Annotated in this window: 18 protein-coding genes; 3 read left to right on the top strand and 15 right to left on the bottom strand. The window is 68.5% G+C overall.

Annotated features, from left to right (window positions below; all coding sequences use genetic code 11):
• Positions 1-4: 4 nt before the first annotated feature.
• The 3 genes from KHB019_RS09980 to KHB019_RS09970 form a co-directional block, all read right to left on the bottom strand.
• Positions 5-403 (bottom strand): DUF779 domain-containing protein, encoded by a 399-nt coding sequence (locus KHB019_RS09980; RefSeq protein WP_230102364.1) that lies wholly within the window; start codon positions 401-403, stop codon positions 5-7.
• Between the two features lie 64 nt (positions 404-467).
• Positions 468-2,018: an acetaldehyde dehydrogenase ExaC gene (gene exaC, locus KHB019_RS09975; RefSeq protein ID WP_230102363.1), complete on the bottom strand. Its 1,551-nt coding sequence runs from the start codon at positions 2,016-2,018 to the stop codon at positions 468-470.
• A 104-nt stretch (positions 2,019-2,122) separates the two neighbouring features.
• Positions 2,123-3,463 carry a GAF domain-containing protein gene (locus KHB019_RS09970; RefSeq protein ID WP_443193209.1) on the bottom strand — a complete coding sequence of 447 codons (1,341 nt, stop codon included), beginning with the start codon at positions 3,461-3,463 and terminating at the stop codon, positions 2,123-2,125.
• Between the two features lie 108 nt (positions 3,464-3,571).
• Here KHB019_RS09970 and KHB019_RS09965 point away from each other — a divergent pair, with 108 nt between their 5' ends.
• Positions 3,572-4,726, top strand: a complete 1,155-nt coding sequence (locus KHB019_RS09965) for a hypothetical protein (RefSeq protein ID WP_337458846.1) — start codon at positions 3,572-3,574, stop codon at positions 4,724-4,726.
• A gap of 43 nt (positions 4,727-4,769) precedes the next feature.
• On the opposite strand, the gene KHB019_RS09960 is transcribed toward KHB019_RS09965, so the two are convergent.
• Positions 4,770-6,071, bottom strand: coding sequence for a glycosyltransferase (locus KHB019_RS09960; RefSeq protein WP_230102360.1), 1,302 nt, complete (start codon positions 6,069-6,071; stop codon positions 4,770-4,772).
• Between the two features lie 64 nt (positions 6,072-6,135).
• Here KHB019_RS09960 and KHB019_RS09955 point away from each other — a divergent pair, with 64 nt between their 5' ends.
• Positions 6,136-6,771 carry a TetR/AcrR family transcriptional regulator gene (locus KHB019_RS09955; RefSeq protein ID WP_337458845.1) on the top strand — a complete coding sequence of 212 codons (636 nt, stop codon included), beginning with the start codon at positions 6,136-6,138 and terminating at the stop codon, positions 6,769-6,771.
• Positions 6,772-6,857: 86 nt separating this feature from the next.
• Here KHB019_RS09955 and KHB019_RS09950 read toward each other — a convergent pair whose 3' ends face one another.
• The 9 genes from KHB019_RS09950 to KHB019_RS09910 all read right to left on the bottom strand — a co-directional run bounded on the left by KHB019_RS09950 (position 6,858) and on the right by KHB019_RS09910 (position 17,251).
• Positions 6,858-8,486, bottom strand: a complete 1,629-nt coding sequence (locus tag KHB019_RS09950; protein WP_337458844.1) for an ABC transporter ATP-binding protein — start codon at positions 8,484-8,486, stop codon at positions 6,858-6,860.
• Positions 8,486-9,475: an ABC transporter permease gene (locus KHB019_RS09945; RefSeq protein WP_337458843.1), complete on the bottom strand. Its 990-nt coding sequence runs from the start codon at positions 9,473-9,475 to the stop codon at positions 8,486-8,488. The genes KHB019_RS09950 and KHB019_RS09945 overlap by 1 nt, the downstream gene beginning before the upstream one ends.
• Before the next feature lies 1 nt (position 9,476).
• The gene (locus KHB019_RS09940) at positions 9,477-10,580 is read right to left on the bottom strand and encodes an ABC transporter permease (protein ID WP_337458842.1); all 1,104 of its coding nucleotides are present in this window, start codon (positions 10,578-10,580) and stop codon (positions 9,477-9,479) included.
• Positions 10,581-10,643: 63 nt separating this feature from the next.
• The gene (locus tag KHB019_RS09935) at positions 10,644-12,284 is read right to left on the bottom strand and encodes an ABC transporter substrate-binding protein (protein WP_337458841.1); all 1,641 of its coding nucleotides are present in this window, start codon (positions 12,282-12,284) and stop codon (positions 10,644-10,646) included.
• 145 nt (positions 12,285-12,429) lie between these two features.
• Positions 12,430-13,461: an LLM class flavin-dependent oxidoreductase gene (locus KHB019_RS09930; protein ID WP_337458840.1), complete on the bottom strand. Its 1,032-nt coding sequence runs from the start codon at positions 13,459-13,461 to the stop codon at positions 12,430-12,432.
• Positions 13,458-14,093, bottom strand: coding sequence for an alpha/beta hydrolase (locus KHB019_RS09925; protein ID WP_337458839.1), 636 nt, complete (start codon positions 14,091-14,093; stop codon positions 13,458-13,460). Before KHB019_RS09925 ends, KHB019_RS09930 begins: the two co-directional genes overlap by 4 nt.
• Complete coding sequence (locus tag KHB019_RS09920; protein WP_337458838.1) at positions 14,090-15,010, bottom strand: VOC family protein; 921 nt, start codon at positions 15,008-15,010, stop codon at positions 14,090-14,092. The genes KHB019_RS09925 and KHB019_RS09920 overlap by 4 nt, the downstream gene beginning before the upstream one ends.
• Before the next feature lie 84 nt (positions 15,011-15,094).
• Entirely contained in the window at positions 15,095-16,555 is a 1,461-nt protein-coding gene (locus KHB019_RS09915) for a CCA tRNA nucleotidyltransferase (protein WP_337458837.1), read from the bottom strand.
• 81 nt (positions 16,556-16,636) lie between these two features.
• Positions 16,637-17,251, bottom strand: coding sequence for a TetR/AcrR family transcriptional regulator (locus tag KHB019_RS09910; protein WP_337458836.1), 615 nt, complete (start codon positions 17,249-17,251; stop codon positions 16,637-16,639).
• An 81-nt stretch (positions 17,252-17,332) separates the two neighbouring features.
• On the opposite strand from KHB019_RS09910, the gene KHB019_RS09905 reads away from it, so the two are divergent.
• Positions 17,333-18,547, top strand: a complete 1,215-nt coding sequence (locus KHB019_RS09905) for an FAD-dependent oxidoreductase (protein WP_337458835.1) — start codon at positions 17,333-17,335, stop codon at positions 18,545-18,547.
• Here the strand turns inward: KHB019_RS09905 and KHB019_RS09900 are convergent.
• On the bottom strand, positions 18,534-18,818 hold the full coding sequence (locus KHB019_RS09900; protein ID WP_337458834.1) for a hypothetical protein: 285 nt from the start codon (positions 18,816-18,818) through the stop codon (positions 18,534-18,536). The genes KHB019_RS09905 and KHB019_RS09900 overlap by 14 nt on opposite strands.
• Before the next feature lie 178 nt (positions 18,819-18,996).
• Positions 18,997-20,049: an LLM class flavin-dependent oxidoreductase gene (locus KHB019_RS09895; RefSeq protein WP_337458833.1), complete on the bottom strand. Its 1,053-nt coding sequence runs from the start codon at positions 20,047-20,049 to the stop codon at positions 18,997-18,999.
• Positions 20,050-20,067 lie beyond the last annotated feature (18 nt).

Here is a 20,067-nt window from a genome sequence, read left to right as displayed (position 1 = left end):
GGCGTCAGGCGGTGGGCGCGAGCCCGAAGTAGGCGAGCTCCGCATCGTTGAGCATCCGGGAGCGGATGAGGAACCGCATTCCCGTCGGCCCCTCGACCGAGAAGCCCGCTCCCCTGCCGGGAACGACGTCGATCATGAGGTGCGTGTACTTCCAGTACTCGAACTGCGACTCGGACATGTACACCTCGATGGGCGCGTCGAGCCCGGCATCGATCGTGCCGAGGAGCACGTCGCTCGGTCCGGTCAGGAACATCCCGACCGGGTAGCACATGGGCGATGATCCGTCGCAGCATCCACCGGACTGGTGGAACATGAGGGGGCCGTGCTGCGCTGTGAGATCCCGGAGCAGGGATGCCGCGGCATCCGTGACCGCGACCCGCTGATAAGTGCCGATGCTGACCATGTCATCCTCCTCGCGTGGTCTCGGGCGGGCGCCAGCGGCGGCACCCGCCCGAAGTCGTGGCGGATCAGAAGAAGCCCATCGGGCCTTCGGCGTACGAGACGAGGAGGTTCTTCGTCTGCTGGTAGTGGTCGAGCATCATCTTGTGGTTCTCGCGACCGACGCCGGACTGCTTGTACCCGCCGAAAGCGGCGTGCGCCGGGTACTGGTGGTAGGTGTTGGTCCAGACGCGGCCGGCCTCGATCGCGCGGCCCGCACGGTACGCGGTGTCTCCACTGCGACTCCAGACGCCGGCACCGAGACCGTACAGCGTGTCGTTCGCGATCGAGATCGCGTCGTCGAATCCGTCGAAGCTCGTCACCGACAGCACCGGTCCGAAGATCTCCTCCTGGAAGATGCGCATGTCGTTGGTGCCCTCGAAGACGGTGGGGGCGACGTAGAAGCCGTCGGTCAGGTCGCCGCCGAGGTCGACGCGCTCCCCGCCGGTGAGGAGTCTGGCACCGCCCTGCTTGCCGATGTCGATGTAGCTGAGGATCTTCTCCAGCTGGTCGTTCGATGCCTGCGCGCCGATCATCGTCGTCCGATCGAGCGGGTTTCCCTGAACGACCTTTCCGACCCGATCGAGGCCGTCGGCCAGGAACCCGTCGTAGATCGAGCGCTGGATCAGCGCCCGCGACGGGCACGTGCACACCTCGCCCTGGTTCAGAGCGAACATCGTGAAGCCCTCGAGAGCCTTGTCGTAGTACGGGTCGTTCGTGGAGCGCGCGACATCCTCGAAGAACACGTTCGGCGACTTGCCTCCGAGTTCGAGCGTGACGGGGATGAGGTTCTGCGAGGCGTACTGCATGATGAGGCGACCGGTGGTGGTCTCGCCGGTGAAAGCGACCTTGCGGATGCGCTTGTGCTGCGCGAGCGGTGCACCCGCCTCGATGCCGAAGCCGTTGACGATGTTCACGACGCCGGCCGGCAGCAGGTCTCCGATGATGTCGAACAGGAACAGCAGGGATGCCGGAGTCTGCTCGGCCGGCTTGATGACGACGCAGTTGCCTGCGGCGAGCGCCGGGGCGAGCTTCCACACGGCCATGAGGATCGGGAAGTTCCACGGGATGATCTGGCCGACCACGCCGAGCGGCTCGTGGAAGTGGTACGCGACCGTGTTCTCGTCGAGCTGGCTGATGCCGCCCTCCTGTGCGCGGAGGACCCCGGCGAAGTAGCGGAAGTGATCGACGGCGAGGGGGATGTCGGCGGCGAGCGTCTCGCGCACCGGCTTGCCGTTCTCCCACGTCTCGGCGACGGCGATGCGCTCGAGGTTCTGCTCGATGCGATCGGCGATCCTGTTGAGGATCACGGAGCGTTCGGCAGGACTCGTCTTGCCCCAACCGGCGAACGCCTTCCAGGCGACGTCGACCGCCCGGTCGATGTCCTCGGTCGTACCGCGCCCGACCTCGGTGAAGGGCTTGCCGTTGACCGGACTGACGTTCTCGAAGTACTGCCCCTTGACGGGATCGACGAACTCTCCGCCGATGTAATGCCCGTAGCGCGGGCGATAGTCCGCGATGGCGCCCGCCGTACCCGGCGCGGCATATGCGGTGGACGCGATCTCTTCGACAATGGTCATGACTGTCTCCTTCGACGGGTCGCAGCGGCGTCGCTGCAGGCTGTGCGTCGACGATAGGACTCCGGACGTTGCACGCCGATGCACAACGTTGCGGATGGTTGCAGTCAGCTGTTCTGCAGCCGCTCGATGCGGGTGACGAGCCCCGCGCGCCGCGGCGAGCGCGCCGGCAGCATCTCGAGGCACAGCTGCAGCACCTCTTCGTCTTCGGCGCCCTCGGGGATGTCGGCGTAGGTCAGCAGCACGTCGATGCTCGCCTCGGTGAGCATCGCCTCACGAAGAACTGCGCGCACCGTGGCGCGGACCTCCTCGACGCCCGGCGACCTCGACTCGGGAAGCACCGGCCCCGCGTATGTCGTGAGCGCGACCCGGTGCGCACCGCGATTCAGGAGGGCGATCATGTTCTGGGCGTCGGTCTCCAACCCCGCGGTGAGTCGATACGGTCGGGACTCCGGCACCAGTGCGGGCGCCGAACCCTGCAGCGCCTTGCGCAGCCGCACCATCTCCGGGCGCAGCGTGTCGGGGGATGCCCCGTCGCCGTAGACGAGCTCGGCGAGCCGTTCGGCCGAAACGCCGTGGGGGTGCACGGCGAGCATGAGCAGGATCTCCGCATGCCGCGCGCTGAGTTCGAGGGCGGCACCCGCTCCTGCCGTCTCGAGCCGTGCCCGATCCCTCCCGAGCACGCGCAACGTCGCACGCATCGGCGAGGTGTGCTTCGCCGCGGGTCGTGCCGACGCGGCTCGTGCCGACGGCGATCGTGTCGGAGTCGCACGTGCCCGAAGCCGGCCGACGAGCAGTTCTGATTCGACCGCGCGAGCCGTGGCATCCACGAGCAGACGCGCCTGCGGCGTCGCCACCTCGGGCCCGCCGGTGACATCGATGACACCGAGGATCCGCCGCGTCTCAGGGTCGAACACCGGGGCCGCGGTGCACGACCAGGGGTGCACGAGCCTGTTGTAGTGCTCGGCCTGGTGGATCTGCACCGATTCGCCGAGCGCCAGAGCGGTACCGGGCGCAGAGGTGCCCACGGCATCCTCTGACCAGTTCGCGCCCGCGACGAAGCCCATCTCGCCGGTCATCACCCTCGTGTGCAGGTCACCCTCGACCCACAGCAGGCGCCCGGCGTGGTCTCCGACCGCCACGATCACCCCGGACTCCGCCGGATCCCCCGGCAGCAGCAGTGAACGGATCATCTCCATGACCCCGGCGAGCGGATGCTCGAGTCGATAGTGCTCCAGGTCCTCTGCGGTGAGCGCGAGTGGAGGCAGACCATCCGCGCCGACCTTCTGCCGCCGTGACCGCTCCCACGAATCGCGGACGAGCGGCCGCACCTGTTCGAGACGCCGGTCGTCGAGGTTGCCGGCGACGAGCTCTTCGTGTGCGCGCTCGATGATCAGCCGGGATGTCTCGGGTGAGACACCACGCGATGCGGACCACGGCGATGACACGAGTCTCCGATCGTCCATGACTCGATCTCTGATCGTCCTCGAGCAGAGTTTCGTCCAGTGTAAGCGCCGGATGACGTGCGGTGCGGGGTCGGCGGCTACCGTTGAGGCGTGACAACGCCCGCACCGGTCTCCTTCGACGCCCGACCGCTCACCGAGCCCGTCGATCCGAAGGACGTCAGCGCGTTCGTCCGCGAGATGCGGGCACGCGGGGCCGGAGGGTCCGTGGCGAGCACGGTCATCGTGGTCATCGTGGTCGCGATCATGGCCGCCGTCGCGCTGCCGATGGTCGCGGTCGGCATCTCCGCCGGCATCCGGAGCGGATCGGCCATCATCGGTCTGCCGTTCCTGTTCTTCTTCGTGGTGCTCGTCGCCATCGCCGCGTTCGCCTTCATCGCTCACCGCCGGAGCCGCGTCGCGCGCTTCCGCCTCAGCCGCTTCGCCACGGCGAACGGCATGACGTACCAGGACCAGGTGGATGATCCGCCGCTGCCCGGCATGATCTTCCATCTCGGCCGTTCGCGCAGGGCGACGCAACTCGTCCGCGGGCACACGCCACGGTTCGTGGAGTTCGGCAATTACCAGTACACGGTGAAGTCGGGCAAGAATTCCACGACCTACAAGTGGGGCTACGTCGCCGTGAAGCTCGACGTTCCGCTGCCGAACATCGTGCTCGACGCCCTCGGCAACAACGGGTTCGGATCGAACCTGCCTGCTTCCTTCGCCAGGGACCAGCGGCTCTCGCTCGAGGGCGATTTCGACAAGTACTTCACGCTGTACTGCCCCGAGGGTTACGAGCAGGACGCCCTGTACCTGTTCACCCCCGACATCATGGCTCGCTTCATCGACAGCGCAGCTCAGCTCGACGTCGAGATCGTCGACGACTGGCTCTTCCTCTACACCAAGCGGGAGGCCTCGACGCTGGATGCCGCGACCTGGGCCTGGCTGTTCGGCGCCGTCGGCGCGCTGATGACGAAGCTCGATCAGTGGGCGCGGTGGCGCGATGATCGACTGATCCAGGAGCAGGGCCCGACGTACTCATCGGCCTCGGCATCCGCCCCGGGTGCGCCCGCCGGTGTTCCGGATGCCGGGAGCACCGGCGCCGGCACGCACGCGCTGCCGTTCGCGCCCCCGGCCGGGATGCTGACGCCGCCGCCCGGGGTGGCCAGGCAGGGTCGGCGGCTGAAGCGGAGCGGCCGCTGGGTCATGATCCTGATCGTCGTTCTGGTGGGCGTCGGGTGGATGTTCTTGCGCGTGCTCGCGTAGCACCGCCCCTCGTCGCACACCCGCCCGCGAGAAGCGGGGGGCGTCAGGCCGCCCGAACCCAGTCGAGGGTCACAGCATCCAGCGCTTCGACCAGCGCCGCCTCGGCGTCGGAGGCGCGCATGGCGGCGCCGATGCGCTCGGCGTTCGCGCGGTAGGACGCATCGTGCAGGACCTTCTCGACTGCTGCGCGCACACGCTCGTGCCTGACCGTGGTCGCGCGCAGGTTCACCCCGGCACCCGACCATCCGACGCGGGCCGACACCTCGACCTTGTCCTCGGTCTGCCCTGCGACGACGATCGGCACCCCATGGGACAGCGCCTGCTGCACACCGCCGTAGCCGCCGTTCGTGACGAGCACGTCGACGAGCGGCAGCAGCCGGTCGTACGGCAGGTACTCCGCGACGCGTACGTTGATCGGCAGGTCGGACGGGAGCGTGTCGATCGGCCTACCGCCGGTGGACACGACGACGAGAGCGTCAGATGCCGCGAGCGCCGTGATCGTGGGGATCACGAGCTGCGTGAAGTCGGAGTTCGCGATCGTGCCCTGAGTGACGTGGACAACGGGGTGCGACCCGTCGAGGTCGCCCCACCAGTCCGGCAGGTCGCCGGTGTTCGCCGGTCTCGGAGTCAACGGCCCGGCGAACTGCACGGTTCCGGGCAGATCCGGGCGCGGATACTCGAACTCCGGCACCGTGAACTGCACGTACGCGTCGGCGCGACCGGGCCAGTCGAGCACGAAGCCGCCGAGCAGCTGCCCGGTCTCGCGGACAGCCATGGCGTCGGCCTCCTTCTGCACGCCGCCGAAGATGACACGCTCGGCCATGGTGCGCAGCGCTGCGTTGCGCAGTCGACCGATGGGTCCGGGCATCGGGGTGACGCCGAGGCCGAACGGCGCCGTGTCGCGGCTGCGGGCGCCGAGCGGGAAGATTCCGAGCACGACGACCGGCGGTCTCCGGGTCTTCGGCAGCAACTGGAGCAGCGCGCAGCCGACGAACAGCGGTTCGGACAGGATCGCGTCGATCTGGCCGCGGGCGATCTCGGCCCGCACAGCGGCGAGCTGCGCGGCGCCGGGACGGATGAACAGGTTGCTCATATCGAAGCGGAGAGCCGCGGGGCCGGTCAGGCCCACGCGCTCGGGGAACGCGGCATCCGCGTCGTCCAGGTCGACGTCGGCGTCGGCCGGCAGTGCGACGAACTGTGCGCCGGTCGCGGTGACGCGTTCGGCGTAGCGGATGCTGGTCAGAAAGCGCACCTCGTCGCCGCGCTCGATGAGGTGACGCGCGATCTGAAGCAGCGGCAGAACGTGGCCGTGCGCCGGCGTACAGGTGATGAGGTAAGTGGACATGCGCTGTTCTTTCCGTAAGGTTGAATTTACTGAAGAAGTATTCATCACCCCGTGAGGAAAGTCAATGGTTTCTGAGGCTCCCCGTGCCTACCGCTCCGAGCTGCGGGCGCAGCAGGCGCTCGAGACACGACGACGCATCATCGAAGCATCCGCCCGCCTTTTCGCCACCAACGGCTACCAGGCGACCACAATCGCGGCAATCGCGCGCGAGGCCGGGGTGTCCAGCGAGACGGTGAAGTCGGCGTCGTCGAAGGCCGAGCTGCTCATCTCGGCCTTCGAGGTCACGTTTTCGGGCTCGGAGGGGGCCGACTCGCTGACCGACACCGAGGTTGCGGCTGGCGTCCTGGATGTCCCGGATGCCGGGTTCCTCGACGCCGTGCTGACGCAGATCGCCGCGGCGAACGCCCGTGGTCACGCGCTGTGGACGGTGCTGCTGGGTGCCGCGCTGTCCGACCCGGTCGTCGATGCCGCGCTGCAGGGGATGCTGGCCCGTCGAGCCGCCGACAACATCGCGTTCGTCACAGAGCTCGTGCGGCGCGGACTCGCCGCGCACACGCAGGATGTCGCCGGCACCGCGGCGGTGCTGTCGTTCCTGCTCTCGCCCGAGGCGTACCAGCAGCTCGTGGCGCAGTCCGGGTGGAGCCCCGAACGCTATCGCGCATGGCTGCGGGCTGCCGTCGCCGCCGAGCTCGGCCGCTGACGCCCGCCCGCGAGAAACCACTTCCAGCCCGAGAAACACCCCTTGAGGTGGTGTCTCGTGCTGGAAATGGTTTCTCGGCAGCGAGGTCAGCCGCGCGCGGCGGCGCGGCGGGCGGCCTGCTCGACCGGATCGGGGACGGGAAGGCTCGCGATGAGCCTGCGCGTGTAGTCGTCCTTCGGGTTGCCCAGCACCTGTGCGGTCGGGCCGGACTCGGCGATCTCACCGTGGTGCAGCACCACGACCTTGTGCGCGAGCATGTCGACGACAGCGAGATCGTGCGTGATGAACAGCGTCGCGAATCCGAACCGCTCCTGCAGCTCGCCGAACAGCTCGAGGACCTTCGCCTGTACGGAGACGTCCAGGGCGCTGGTCGGCTCGTCGGCGATGAGCAGTTTCGGGTCCAGAGCCAGTGCTCGGGCGAGCGATGCGCGCTGGCGCTGCCCACCCGAGAGCTCGTGCGGGAACCGGTCGCCGTACGATCCCGACAACTGCACGGCTTCGAGCAGCTCGTCGACCTTGCCTCGGGCATCGACCGGGTTCTTCGCCAGGCCGTGCACGATCAGCGGTTCTGCGACGTTCTGCGCGATCGTCAGCAGCGGGTTGAAGCTGGTCGCCGGATCCTGGAAGACGAAGCCGAGCTGATTCCGCAGAGGACGGAACCGGCGCTCCTTCATCCCGAGCATCTCCATGCCGAGCACCTCGAGCGAGCCGCCTGCGACGGGGGTGAGTCCGGCGATCGCGCGTCCGATCGTGGTCTTGCCCGATCCGCTCTCTCCGACCAGTCCCACGACCTCACCCGGTGAGAGCGTGAAGTCCACGCCCTTCACGGCCTGGAACGCGTTCCGCCCGAAACGCCCGGCGTACTCGATCACGAGCCCTTCGGCCTTGACGAGCGGTCCCGTCTCGGACACCGGCGCCTCGCGCTCGCTGACCTGCAGCCGCGGCACGGCGGCGAGCAGTCTCCGCGTGTATTCGTGCTGCGGGTCGGCGAACAGCTCCCTGACGGGGGCGGTCTCGACGAGTTCGCCCTCGAGCATCACCGCCACGCGGTCGGCGAGGTCTGCGACGACACCCATGTTGTGGGTGATGAGCACGATCGCCGTGCCCTCCTCGTCCCGCAGGGTCCGCAGCAGCTCGAGGATCTCGGCCTGCACGGTCACGTCGAGCGCCGTCGTCGGCTCATCCGCGATGATCACCGCGGGGTCGAGAGCGAGGGCCATCGCGATGACGACGCGCTGCTTCTGACCGCCCGAGAACTGGTGCGGGTAGTCGTCCACTCGCCGCTCCGGCTCGGGGATGCCGACCCTCCGCAGCATGTCGATCGCTCGGCGTCGCGCCTCCTTCTTCGACACGTTGCCGTGCGCACGGAGGCCCTCGGCGAGCTGCCACCCGACGGAGAACACCGGGTTCAGGGCCGTCGACGGCTCCTGGAACACCATCGCGGCCTTCTCACCGCGCAGCCTGCGCAGGCCTGCGGCATCCAGAGTCGTGACGTCCGTGCCGTCGACGACGACGGCACCGCGCACCGTCGAGGTCTCGGGCAGGAGCCCGAGGATCGAGCGCGCCGTGACGGTCTTGCCCGATCCGCTCTCACCGACGATCGCGAGCACTTCGCCCGCGCGAACATCCAGACTGACGCCGCGGACGGCGTGCACATCGCCGCCGTCCGTGACGAACGTGACGTCCAGGTCGTTGATCTCGACAGCGGATGCCATCACTGCACCTCTCCCAGGTCTTCACGTGCGATCGGCTGCGTCGCGGCCACGGCATCTGCGGGCGTCTTGCTCGCACGCCGGCGGGCCCGCAGGCGGGGGTCGGCGAGGTCGTTCAGGCTCTCGCCGATGAGGGTGATGCCGAGCACCGCCAGCACGATCGCGAGCCCTGGCGGGACCGCCGTCCACCAGATGCCGGCTGCGACGTCGCTGATCGACTTGTTGAGGTCGTACCCCCACTCGGCGGCGGCCGTCGGCTCGATGCCGAAGCCGAGGAAGCCGAGGGCGGCGAGCGTGGCGATCGCCTCGGAGGCGTTGAGCGTCACGATCAGCGGCAGCGTCCTGGTGGAGTTGCGCAGCACGTGGCGGAACATGATGCGTCCGTTCGACGCACCGATGACCCTGGCCGACTCGACGAACGCCTCGGCCTTCACCCGCACGACCTCTGCTCGAACGACGCGGAGGTACTGCGGCACGAACACCACGGTGATCGAGACGGCGGCGGCCATCACGCCGGGCCAGAGACCCGATTGGCCGCCCGAGATCGCGATCGCGGCGACGATCGCCAGCAGAAGCGTCGGGAACGCGTAGATCGCATCGGCGACGACGACGAGGATCCGGTCGACCCAGCCACCGAGGTAGCCGGAGACGAGTCCGAGCAGCACGCCGATGACGACGGAGAGGGCGACGGCCACGATGATGACCATGAGTGCGGTCTGCGCACCCCAGATCACGCGGGAGAGGACGTCGTACCCGCCGACCGTCGTACCGAGCAGGTGCGCGGCGCTGGGTGCCTGCTGGGCGCCGAAGTTGCCGTCTTCGCCTTTGAGCTGGTTGTACTCGTACGGCGCGAGCAGGGGCGCGAAGATCGCGCAGATCAGGAAGATGCCGGTCAGCACGAGACCGGCGACCAGCATCCCGCGCTGAAGGCCGACGCTCTGACGCAGCTGACGGATCACGGGGAGCCGTGCGAAGAAGCTGTTCTTCGCCATGTCAGTACCTCACCCTCGGGTCGATGAAGGCCGCGACGATGTCGACGATGAAGTTCGTCAGCGCGACGATGATCGCGATCATCGCGACGATGCCCTGCACGGCGACGAAGTCGCGTGCGCTCAGGTAGGCGGCGAGCTGGAACCCGAGGCCCTTCCACTCGAACGTCGTCTCGGTCAGCACGGCGCCGCCGAGCATGAGCGCGATCTGCAGGCCGATGACCGTGATGATCGGGATCAGTGCGGGGCGGTACGCGTGCTTGCGCACGAGACGCCCCTCGCGAACGCCGCGTGAACGAGCCGCATCGATGTACGGCATGTTGTACGTGCCGATGACGTTGGTGCGCACCAGCCGCAGGAAGATGCCGGCGGTGAGGAGCCCCAGCGTGAGGGCGGGAAGCACGGCGTGCAGGAGCACATCCTGGATGTACACCGGGTTGCCCGTCGCGATCGCGTCGATCAGGTAGATCCCGGTTCCGCCACTGCGGTTGAGGGCGACCTCCGTTCGCACATTCGCGCGACCAGAGACCGGCAGCCAGCCGAGCCACACCGAGAAGATGAGCTTCGCCACGAGACCGGAGAAGAACACCGGGGTGGCGTAGAACAGGATCGCGGAGACGCGCAGAGCGGCATCCGGCCAGCGGTCGCGCTTTGCGGCGGCGATCATGCCGAACGGGATGCCGACGGCGAAGGCGACGATCAGGGCGTAGCAGACCAGCTCGAGCGTGGCGCCACCGTAGGTGACCAGCACTTCGACGACCGGCTGGCGGTCGGTGATGGTCGTACCGAAGTTGAAGGTGAGGATCTGGCCGAGGTACTCGAAGTACTGCACCAGGATCGGCCGGTCGTAACCGGCCTCGTGGATGCGCTGCGCGAGCTGATCGGCAGGGAGCCGGCCGCCGAGTGCAGCGGTGATCGGGTCACCGGTGAGGCGGATGAGGAAGAACACCACGGTGACCAGGATCAGCACCGTGGGGATCATCAGCAGGAACCGCACCAGCACATAGCGTCCGAGCGAGCTTCCACTGCTCGGTCGTCGGCGTGAGGTGGGCGATGCGGGGGCAGCGGGCGCAGGGCCGGCCGCCGGGACGGAGATATCTGTCGTCATGACGGAATACAGGCGTCGGCCGTCGGGTGTGCGCACACGACGCACACCCGACGGCCAGACACGCTAGTTGTTGGTGATCGGAGCGAAGCGGAGCTTGAACGAAGCGTCGAGGATGACGCCGTCCACGCTCTTGCCGGCGACGGCCACCTGAGCACCCTGCAGGTACGGAACCGTCGACAGGTCCTGGGCCACGAGGTCCTGGATCTTCTCGATGTCCGCGGTGCGGGTGTCGGGGTCGGCCTCGACGGCCTGCTTCAGGATGAGGTCGTTGACCTCGGCGTTGTCGTAGTGGTTGCCCAGGAAGTTCTCCTTGAGGAAGAACGGCGTGAGGTAGTTGTCCGCGTCGGAGTAGTCCGGGAACCAGCCGAGCTGGTACGCCGGGTAGACGTCAGCCGTGCGGTCCTCGGAGTACTGGACCCACTCGGTGGACTTCAGGTCGACCGAGAACAGGCCGCTGTCCTCGAGCTGCGACTTGATCAGCGCGTACTCGTCGCCGGACGACGGGCCGTAGTGGTCGGGGCTGTACTGCAGGCTCAGCTTCACCGGGACGGTGACGCCTGCATCCTCCAGCGCGGCCTTGGCCTTGTCGGCATCCGGTGCTCCGTTGCCGTCGCCGTAGAGACCCTTCAGCGACTCGGTTGCGCCGGCGAAGCCCTCGGGGACGTAGGAGTACAGCGGGGTGTAGGTGCCCTTGTAGACCTGGTCGGAGATGGCGTCGCGGTCGATCAGGTCGGCGACGGCCTGGCGGACGGCGAGAGCCTTGGCCGGGTCGGCGTCACTGGTCGTCGCGCCGTACGGCTGCGTGTTGAAGTTGAAGACGATGTAGCGGATCTCGCCGCCGGGGCCGTCGATGACCTGCACGTCGTCGTTCGTGCCGAGGTCTTCGACGTCGGTGGCAGACAGGCTGCGGTACGCGACGTCGACGTCACCCTGCTGGACGGCGAGCTTGAGGTTCGAGGACTCGGCGTAGTAGCTGAGGATGACACCGTCGTTGGCCGCGGCGTCGAGAAGTCCCTTGTAGCTCTCGTTCGGGGCGAACTCGACGGTCTTGTTGAAGTCCCACGAGGTGATCGTGTACGGGCCGCCGAAGGCGTTCGCGTCGACGATGTCCTGATCGGGGGTGAGCGCGTCAGCCGCGAACACCTCGTCATCGACGATCGCGCCGGGGAAGCTCGTGAGGATGAACGGGAAGACCTGGTCGTTCTCGGTCTTCAGGTGGAAGACCACGGTGGTGTCGTCCGGGGCGTCGATGGTGTCGAGGTTGTACAGCAGGCTCGATGCGCCGTTCGGGTCGGCGATGGCGATATTGCGCTCGAACGAGAACTTCACGTCTGCCGACGTGAGGTCGTTGCCGTTCGCCCACTTCAAGCCCTCGGGGAGCGTGACGGTGTACTCGGTCGGCGAGGTGAACTCTGCCGACTCTGCGAGGTCGGGGACGACCTCGGTGCTGTTGTAGTCGGTGTTGACCAGGTACGGGAAGACCTGGGTCTGAACCGCCAGCGAGCCGTTGTCGTAGGAACCGGCCGGGTCGAGCGTGGTGACCTTGTCGGTGGTGCCGACGATGACCGTGCCGCCACCGCCACCGCCTCCGCCGTCTCCGTCGCCTGTGTTCCCGCCGCCGGCGCAGCCGGCCAGGATCAGACTCGTGACGCCGATCGCGCCGATGGCGAGGCCAACGCGGCCCCTGTGGATGTGCGAAGACATGGATCTCCCTCGTCTGTGAAGGTCGTGCCGCATCGGGTGGACGCGGCGATGCACTCAATCATGCGCGCGAGGGGGCCTCAACACGAATCCGCCGCACGATTTGTAACGAGACCGCAACGTGTCGCGGGGCTCTGGCGGGCGTCGGCTAGGCCGGGCGGAGCGCCTTGCGCACCTCGGGCAGCACCTCGGTCGCAAGCAGCTCGATCGAGCGCAGCGTGTCGCGCTGGCTGATGCCGCCGAGGCCGACCTGCGCGAGGAAGCGCGTGTGGCCGAGCATCTCGTGCTCCCACAGGATCTTGTCGGTGATCTCCGCAGGGCTGCCCGCGAACAGCGCTCCGCCTGGATCCGCCCAGGTGTCGAGGGTGTCACGGTCGAGTCGCCCGCCGCGCGGCATGTTCTCGGCGAAGTAGGCGGCGTAGTGCGGGAAGAACGCGTCGCGCGCGGCCTGCGTCGTCTCGGCTACGTGGAAGTGCGAGGTCACGCCCAGCTGCGGTGCGGCGAGCCCCGCGGCGGAAGCCGATTCGCGGTGCAGTGCGGCGAGCGCACGGAACCGCGGCGGGGCGCCGAGAATCGCGAGGTACATCGGCAGCCCGAGGGAGCCGGCGCGGGCGGCGGAGGCCGGAGTGCCGCCGACCGCGATCCAGACCGGGAGCTTCTCCTGCTGCGGACGCGGGTACACGCCGGCATCCCGAAGCGGGGCGCGCGTCGTTCCCGTCCACGTGATCTCGCTGCTCTCGCGGGCGGCGAGCAACAGGTCGAGGCGGTCGTCGAAGTACTCGTCGTAGCGCTGCAGGTCCTGCCCGAACAGCGGGAACGACTCGATGTAGGCACCGCGACCCGCGGTGATCTCGGCGCGACCGCCGCTGAGCAGATCGAGCGTCGCGAACTCCTCGTGCAGGCGGACGGGGTCGGCGCTCGAGAGCACGGTGACCGTGCTCGTCAGGCGGATGCTCTCGGTCTCCCGCGCTGCGGCGGCGAGCACGATCTGCGGGGACGAGACCGCGAAGTCGGGCCGGTGGTGCTCACCGACGCCGAACACGTCGAGGCCTGCCTGATCGGCGACGCGTGCCCACTCCAGGAGCTGCTCGAGGCGCGCCGCAGGGTCGGTGAACCGGCCGTCCAGGGTGCGGCTGAGTTCGCCGAACGTGAAGATGCCGATCTCGAACGGAGGGGTCATGCGGTGTGATCCTGGGGGGATCCGACGCGAGCGAGGAACGCCTGCACGTCGGCGAGCATGCGCGCGTCGATGCCATGGCCGAGGCCGGGGTAGCTGCGGGCGTCCAGGGTCGTGTGCACCGGTGCCCAGGCGTCGGTGCGCTCGACAGCGGCCGGCGCGATCACCTGGTCATCCGCGCCGCGGCCGAGGAACATCGCAGGGCGCGATTCGCGCAGCGCTGCATCCGCCTTCTGCTCGCCGGCCGCGACGAATCCGCCGAGGACGACCGGTGCGAGCACGCGCTCCGGTGCGGTGCGCAGCAGCTGAGTGGCCATGAGGCCGCCCTGCGAGAAGCCGATCGGCACGATCCGCGCAGCACTCGGAACGGCAGCATCGACCCACGACCGGATCGCGCCGGTCGCGGCATCCAGCGCGTCCTGATCAGGATGCCCTGGCGTCACGATCCGGAACCAGGCGTGTCCGCCCGGCGTCACTTCGATCGGCGCACGCAGAGAGGCCCACGGCATCCCGTCGGGAAGAGCCGACGCCAGGGCGGTCAGATCGCGCTCGTTCGAGCCGTACCCGTGCAGGAAGAGGGCGACGGCGGTCGCGTCGCCGGCGAAGTCCTCGGATACGATCGCGGCCGGAGTCATCGCCCCAGCACCTCGTCGACGCCCGCACCGGGGAGGGCGATCGTGACCTGGGTGTTCCACGGGTCGGTGACGGTGACGGCGCGGCCGTCGTCGGCGAACTGCAGACCGCGTGCCTTCAGGCGGGCGACGAGGGCGTCGAGGTCTTCGCGACCGGGGACCGTGATGGCGACATCCCCGAGGCCGAGCTGCGCGGCGCGGGGTCCGGCGCCGGCACTGTTCCAGGTGTTCATGGCGACATGGTGGTGGTAGCCGCCTGCCGAGGCGAACAGAGCGCCGGGGTAGCTGCCGACCGTGGTCTCGAATCCGAGAGTATCGACGTAGAAGGCGCGCGCGGTGTCGATGTCGCCGACCTGCAGGTGGACGTGCCCGACGGTGCCGGCCTGCGTGGCGACGGAGTCGACCGTCCGCTGGTCGAGGTGCTGCTGGAGGTAGGCGTTCGGGTCGAGGTGCAGGGTCGACATCTGCAGCTCGCCGTTCACGTACTGCCACTGGTCGCGAGCGCGGTCGACGTAGAGCTCGATGCCGTTGCCCTCCGGGTCGGTGAAGTAGAAGGCCTCGCTCACCAGGTGGTCGCTCGAGCCGGTGAAGTGGCCGCGATTGTCCTGCGCGGCGCGGAGCACGGTGGCTGCGAGCGCCGGCGCATCCTCGAACAGGAACGCGGTGTGGAAGAGGCCGGCCTGCCTCGGGTCGACCGCGGGGAGATTCGGCGTGCCGATCAAGCGCACCATCGGGGTCGTACCTCGGCCGAGAACGCGGTGCACTTCGGTACCGCGACTGCGCTCCTCGATCGGATCCAGGGCGAGCGCGTTCGCGTAGTACGACGACATGTTCTCGAGGTCGCCGACGCGGAGGGTCACGGCATCCATCGCGGTCTGCGTGTTCAGCGTGCGGTCGGTGACGGACTCGGTGGCGGTCATTGCGGCTCCTCTGCGAAAGTATTTACTTGCAGGTGCAACCAACTGTCGACGAGATGTATTCCCGCGAGCGACGCGCGCGGTGCGCTACCCCCGCGCGGCCCACCATTCGCGCAGACGCTGCTCGGCGGCATCCGGGCCGATCATGCCCTCGTCCAGACGCAGGTCGAGCAGGAACCTGTATGCCTCGCCCACCTCGCGACCGGGGCCGATCCCGAGGATCTGCTGGATCCGGTTGCCGTCGAGCTCTGGACGCATGGCGTCGAGCTGCTCCTGCTCGCGCAGGTCGGCGATGCGCTTCTCGATGTCGTCGTAGGCGGATGCCAGACGAGAGGCCTTGCGCCTGTTGCGCGTGGTCACGTCCGCTCGGGTGAGGATGTGCAGGCGCTCGAGCAGGTCGCCGGCATCGCGCACGTAGCGGCGGACGGCAGCATCCGTCCACGTCCCCTCGGCATAGCCGAAGAAGCGCAGATGCAGCTCGATGAGCGTGGCCACGGCATCCGTCGTGTCGCCGTCGAAGCGCAGGGCCTGCAGACGCTTGCGCGCCATGCGCGAACCGACCACGTCGTGGTGGTGGAACGTCACCGCTCCCCCTGGTTCGAGCTTGCGCGTCCGCGGCTTGCCGATGTCATGCAGGAGCGCGGCGATGCGCAGGGCGACGTCGGGCGCCTCGCCGGGGTGGCGGGAGTGCTCGAGCTCGATCGCCTGCTGCAGCACGGTGAGCGAGTGCTCGTAGACGTCCTTGTGGTGATGGTGCTCGTCGACTTCCAGGCGCAAAGCGCTGATCTCGGGCAGGAACTCCTCGACGAGGCCGGTGTCGACGAGCACGCGGATGCCGCGGACGGGGTCGTCGGTCTGCATGAGCCGGACGAGCTCGCCCTGGATGCGCTCGGGGCTGACGATCTTCAGCGTGTCGCGCAGGCGGGTGATCGCCTCCCGCGTCGCGTCGTCGATCTCGAAGCCGAGCTGTGCGCTGAAGCGGGCGGCACGGAGCATCCGGAGCGGATCGTCGCCGAAGCTGACGTTCGGATCGGCCGGGGTGCGCAGGATGCCGGCGACGAGGTCCTCGACGCCGCCGGTCGGGTCGACGAGCTTGATCTCTCGCGCCGTCTCCGGGGATGCGACCTGCAGAGCCATCGCATTCACGCGGAAGTCGCGACGCACGAGGTCGCCCTCGATCGTGTCGCCGAACTCGACGGTCGGCTTGCGGGTGACGCCGTCGTAGCTGTCGGCGCGGTAGGTGGTGATCTCGACCTGCTCGCCCTTGCCGCCAGAACCGGGCACCCTGGCGCCGATCGTCCCGAAGGCGCGGCCGATGTCCCACTGCGCGGTAGAGATCGGCGTGACGATCTTCAGGATCTCGTCGGGCGACGCGTTGGTCGTGAAGTCGAGGTCGTTCACGTCGCGGCCGAGCAGCGCATCGCGCACCGGCCCCCCGACGACGGCGAGCTCGAAGCCCGCAGCGTGGAACGCGTCGGCGACCGCCGAGACGACCGGTCCTTCGGCGAGCGCGCGCAGACGTGCAAGCCCCTCGGCCATGTTCAGCATGGGTTCCAGATTACCGGGCGCTTGCGACGTGACTCATCGTGCCGAATCCCGGATGACTCGTGCGCAGTCCGGCAGGCCCCGTCACGCCGCTAGCAGTCGGCGGAGCACCAGGCCGGGGGCGGATGCCGCGACCGCAGCCCGCTCGGCGGTCATGCCCCCGCCGGCGAGGGCCCACTCGTCGATCGCACGCAGCACGGCGAAGACGATGTCGGCCTGCAGATCGAGCGGAAGCTCGTCGCGCACGGCGCCGGACGAGCGCCCCGTCTTCAGCACGTCCTTCACCCAGGCGCGCACGCTCGCCAGCAGTTCAGCGCGAGCGCCCGACGCTTCCGCTCCGCCCGGCAGGTAGAAGATCCGGCCGAGGTGCTGCAGCGCCGGTGTCGCAGACAGGGCCCCGAGCTGCTCCAGCAGCTCATCGACGTGTCGCCAGAACGCTCGCGCGCCGAACTCCGCGAACTCGGCGGGCGCCGGCGGCGTCCATATGGCGGCCACATCGGCGATGAGCATCCGCACGACCGTGTCGAACAGCTCGTCCTTGGATCCGACGAAGTGGTAGAACGAGCTCTTGCTCATGCCGGCGGCACGGATGATCCGGTTCAGCGACGCGCCCTCATACCCGGCGCGCGAGAACTCCGCGACCGTCGCCTCGGCGAGCGCGCGGTGTCGGTCGGGTGCCGGCCGTTCGAAATCATCCATGTCGCGATCATACTGGACCACCCAGTCCAATCAGGAGTAGGCTCTGGACCACCCAGTCCAGAGCGTCATCCGGAGGACCGCATGCTCACCGCCACCACGCTCTCCGAGCAGCTCGAGGCGCAGAGGGACGATCGCCTGCGCGTCCTCATCGCAGGTGCCGGCGTCGCCGGTGTCACTCTCGCGTCTTTCCTGCGCACCCGGGGTCTCCATCCGGTGCTCATCGAGCGGATGCCGCGCATGGAGCATCCCGGCTACATGCTCGCCCTCATGCCGACCGTCGATCCCGTGCTGAAGGACATCGGCGTGCACGACGAGTACCTCGCCCGCAGCGCGCCGCTCACCCGCTACGCCTTCCGCTCACATCGCGGCAGGACGCTTCGCACGGACGACCTCGGCGCCCTGCTCTCGCTCCACGGCGATTACCAGGGCATCGAACGCGGTGTGCTCCTCGAGGTGCTCACGGCGCACGGATGCCCGGTGACGTTCGACACGACGATCACGACGATCGGAGACGACGTCGGGTTCAGCTCCCGCGAGCGCGCGGCGTTCGATCTGGTCGTCGCCGCCGACGGCATCCATTCGCGCACGCGCGACCTGCTCGAGGTCGGCGAGGTGTCGACCGTCGACACCGGCTGGGCCGGCTGGGTGACCTGGTCGGACGCGCTGGGCGACGACCCCGCGCTCGGCGAGGAGCTGTGGGGTGATGGTCTCTTCCTCGGCGTCTATCCCGTCAAGGATCGGATCGGCATCTTCCTCGGCGGCCCCGTCGCCGATCTGAGAATCGGGCCCTCGGCGCTCGCTGCGCGCGTCCGGAAGGCCGCACCCGAGATCGGTCCGCGACTCGGCGCGGCCCTGGATGCCGTCACCGCCGATCCCGACACCTATCTGTGGCCGCTCACCGACGTCCGTGCGCAGCGCTGGATCGATGCCCGACGACATGCGGTGCTGCTCGGCGACGCGGCATCCGGATTCCTCCCGACTGCCGGCATCGGCGCGGGCATGGCGATGGAATCCGCGTGGATGCTGGGGCGGATGCTCGCGCACGCCGACCGCACGAGTCTCTCGGCGGTGCTCGCCGAGTGGGAGCACGTGCAGAAGCCGCGCGTCGAATCCGCGCAGTCAAACTCGCGGATGCTTGCGAAGCTGATGTTCCGCCGCGGCAGGGCCGTCGCATGGTTGCGCGAGACCGCGATGCGGGTGATGACGGTCAAGGCGGTGCTCGGCCCGATCATCAGGCTCATCGCCGAGCAGCCAGACCCCGATGCCGCGGCCGAGAGCGCGATCAGCGCCCGGTGATGTCGCGCAGCTCCTGGGCGTGACGGCGGGTCATCGACATGATGCCGGTGCTCATCGCTGTCGCTCCGATCAGGGCGATGCCGAGGAGGATCCAGATGCCGAACTGCGGATCGACCAGACCGAACAGATACACGACGACGACAGCCGCCAGGATCGCCAGACCCTCGACGACGGCGAACGTGATGAAAAAGCGGCTCTGACGCTGTTGGTGCTGCCGCTTGAGCGCCTCGACCCGATGGTCGTCAGAGCTGCCGTTCAGCGAATAGCTCATGCCCGAAGCGTAGCGGGGCGGTACCGCTCCGGAGGATGCTGCGTTTCACCGCGAGCTGTGGTTGGAGCGCGACCCGCGAACGGATCGGCTATTGCGGCTTGGTAGCCGGCGCGATGCCGCGCACGGCGACTCGATCTTCACCACGATCCTCCTGTAGCGGTCGGGCCGCCCTGATCCGTCAGACCGGGTCGCCCTGAACGGGACCCTCGGTGTTCGGCTTCCAACCCAGCGCCGGGGCGACGTGCTCGGCGAACGCCTGCAGCACGTGCAGGTTGTAGTCGACGCCCAGCTGGTTCGGGATCGTCAGCATCAGAGTGTCCGCGGCCATCACGGCTTCATCGGCGAGCAGCTGCTCGATCAGCACATCGGGCTCTGCCGCGTAGGTCTTGCCGAAGGTCGAGCGGAATCCGTCGATGATGCCGACCTGGTCGCCGTTCTCGGCACTGCGCAGACCGAAGTACGCGCGGTCCATGTCGGAGATCAGCGGGAACACACTGCGACTGACCGACACTCGGGGAGTCCCCTCATGCCCTGCCGCCTGGTACGCCGCCCTGTACAGATCGATTTGTTCGCGCTGTAGCACGTGGAACGGCACCCCGGTGGCCTCGGTGAGCAGCGTCGAGCTCATCAAGTTCAGACCCTTGCGTCCGGTCTCCTCGGCCGTCGCACGCGACCCGGAGCCCCACCAGATGTGCTCGCGCAGCGTCTCGGAGCGCGGCTCGATCGCCAGGTAGCGGCCCTCGCCGACCTGCTGCGGGTCGCCCTGGACGACGCCGGCACCGTCGATCGCCTCGAGGAACAGGTCGAACTTGTCGCGGGCGAGGTCAGCGCCACGAGGGTCTTCCGACCCCACGTATCCGAACGCCTCGTAGCCGCGCAGGGCGGTCTCGGGTGAACCGCGGCTCACGCCGAGCGCGATGCGCCCACGGGCGATGAGGTCGAGAGCGGCGGCCTCTTCGGCGAACTGCAGCGGGTTCTCGTATCGCATGTCGATCACGCCGGTGCCGACCTCGATGCGCTCGGTCTTCGCGGCCATCGCCGCGAGCAGCGGCATCGGCGACGCGGCCTGACGCGCGAAGTGATGCACCCGCACGTAGGCGCCGTTCACGCCGATCTCGTCCGCGCCGACGGTGAGATCGATCGACTGGTGCAGCATGTCGCCGGCGGTGCGGGTGCCAGAGCCGGGGACGGGCGCGTAATGGCCGAACGAGAGGAAACCGAAAGCCTTCATGCTCCATGCAACCGAATG

It is taken from the genome of Microbacterium sp. KHB019, from assembly GCF_037285405.1.
Taxonomy (GTDB): domain Bacteria; phylum Actinomycetota; class Actinomycetes; order Actinomycetales; family Microbacteriaceae; genus Microbacterium.
Note: the sequence above shows the minus strand (reverse complement) of the source record. Positions and strands in the feature narration are given on the sequence as shown.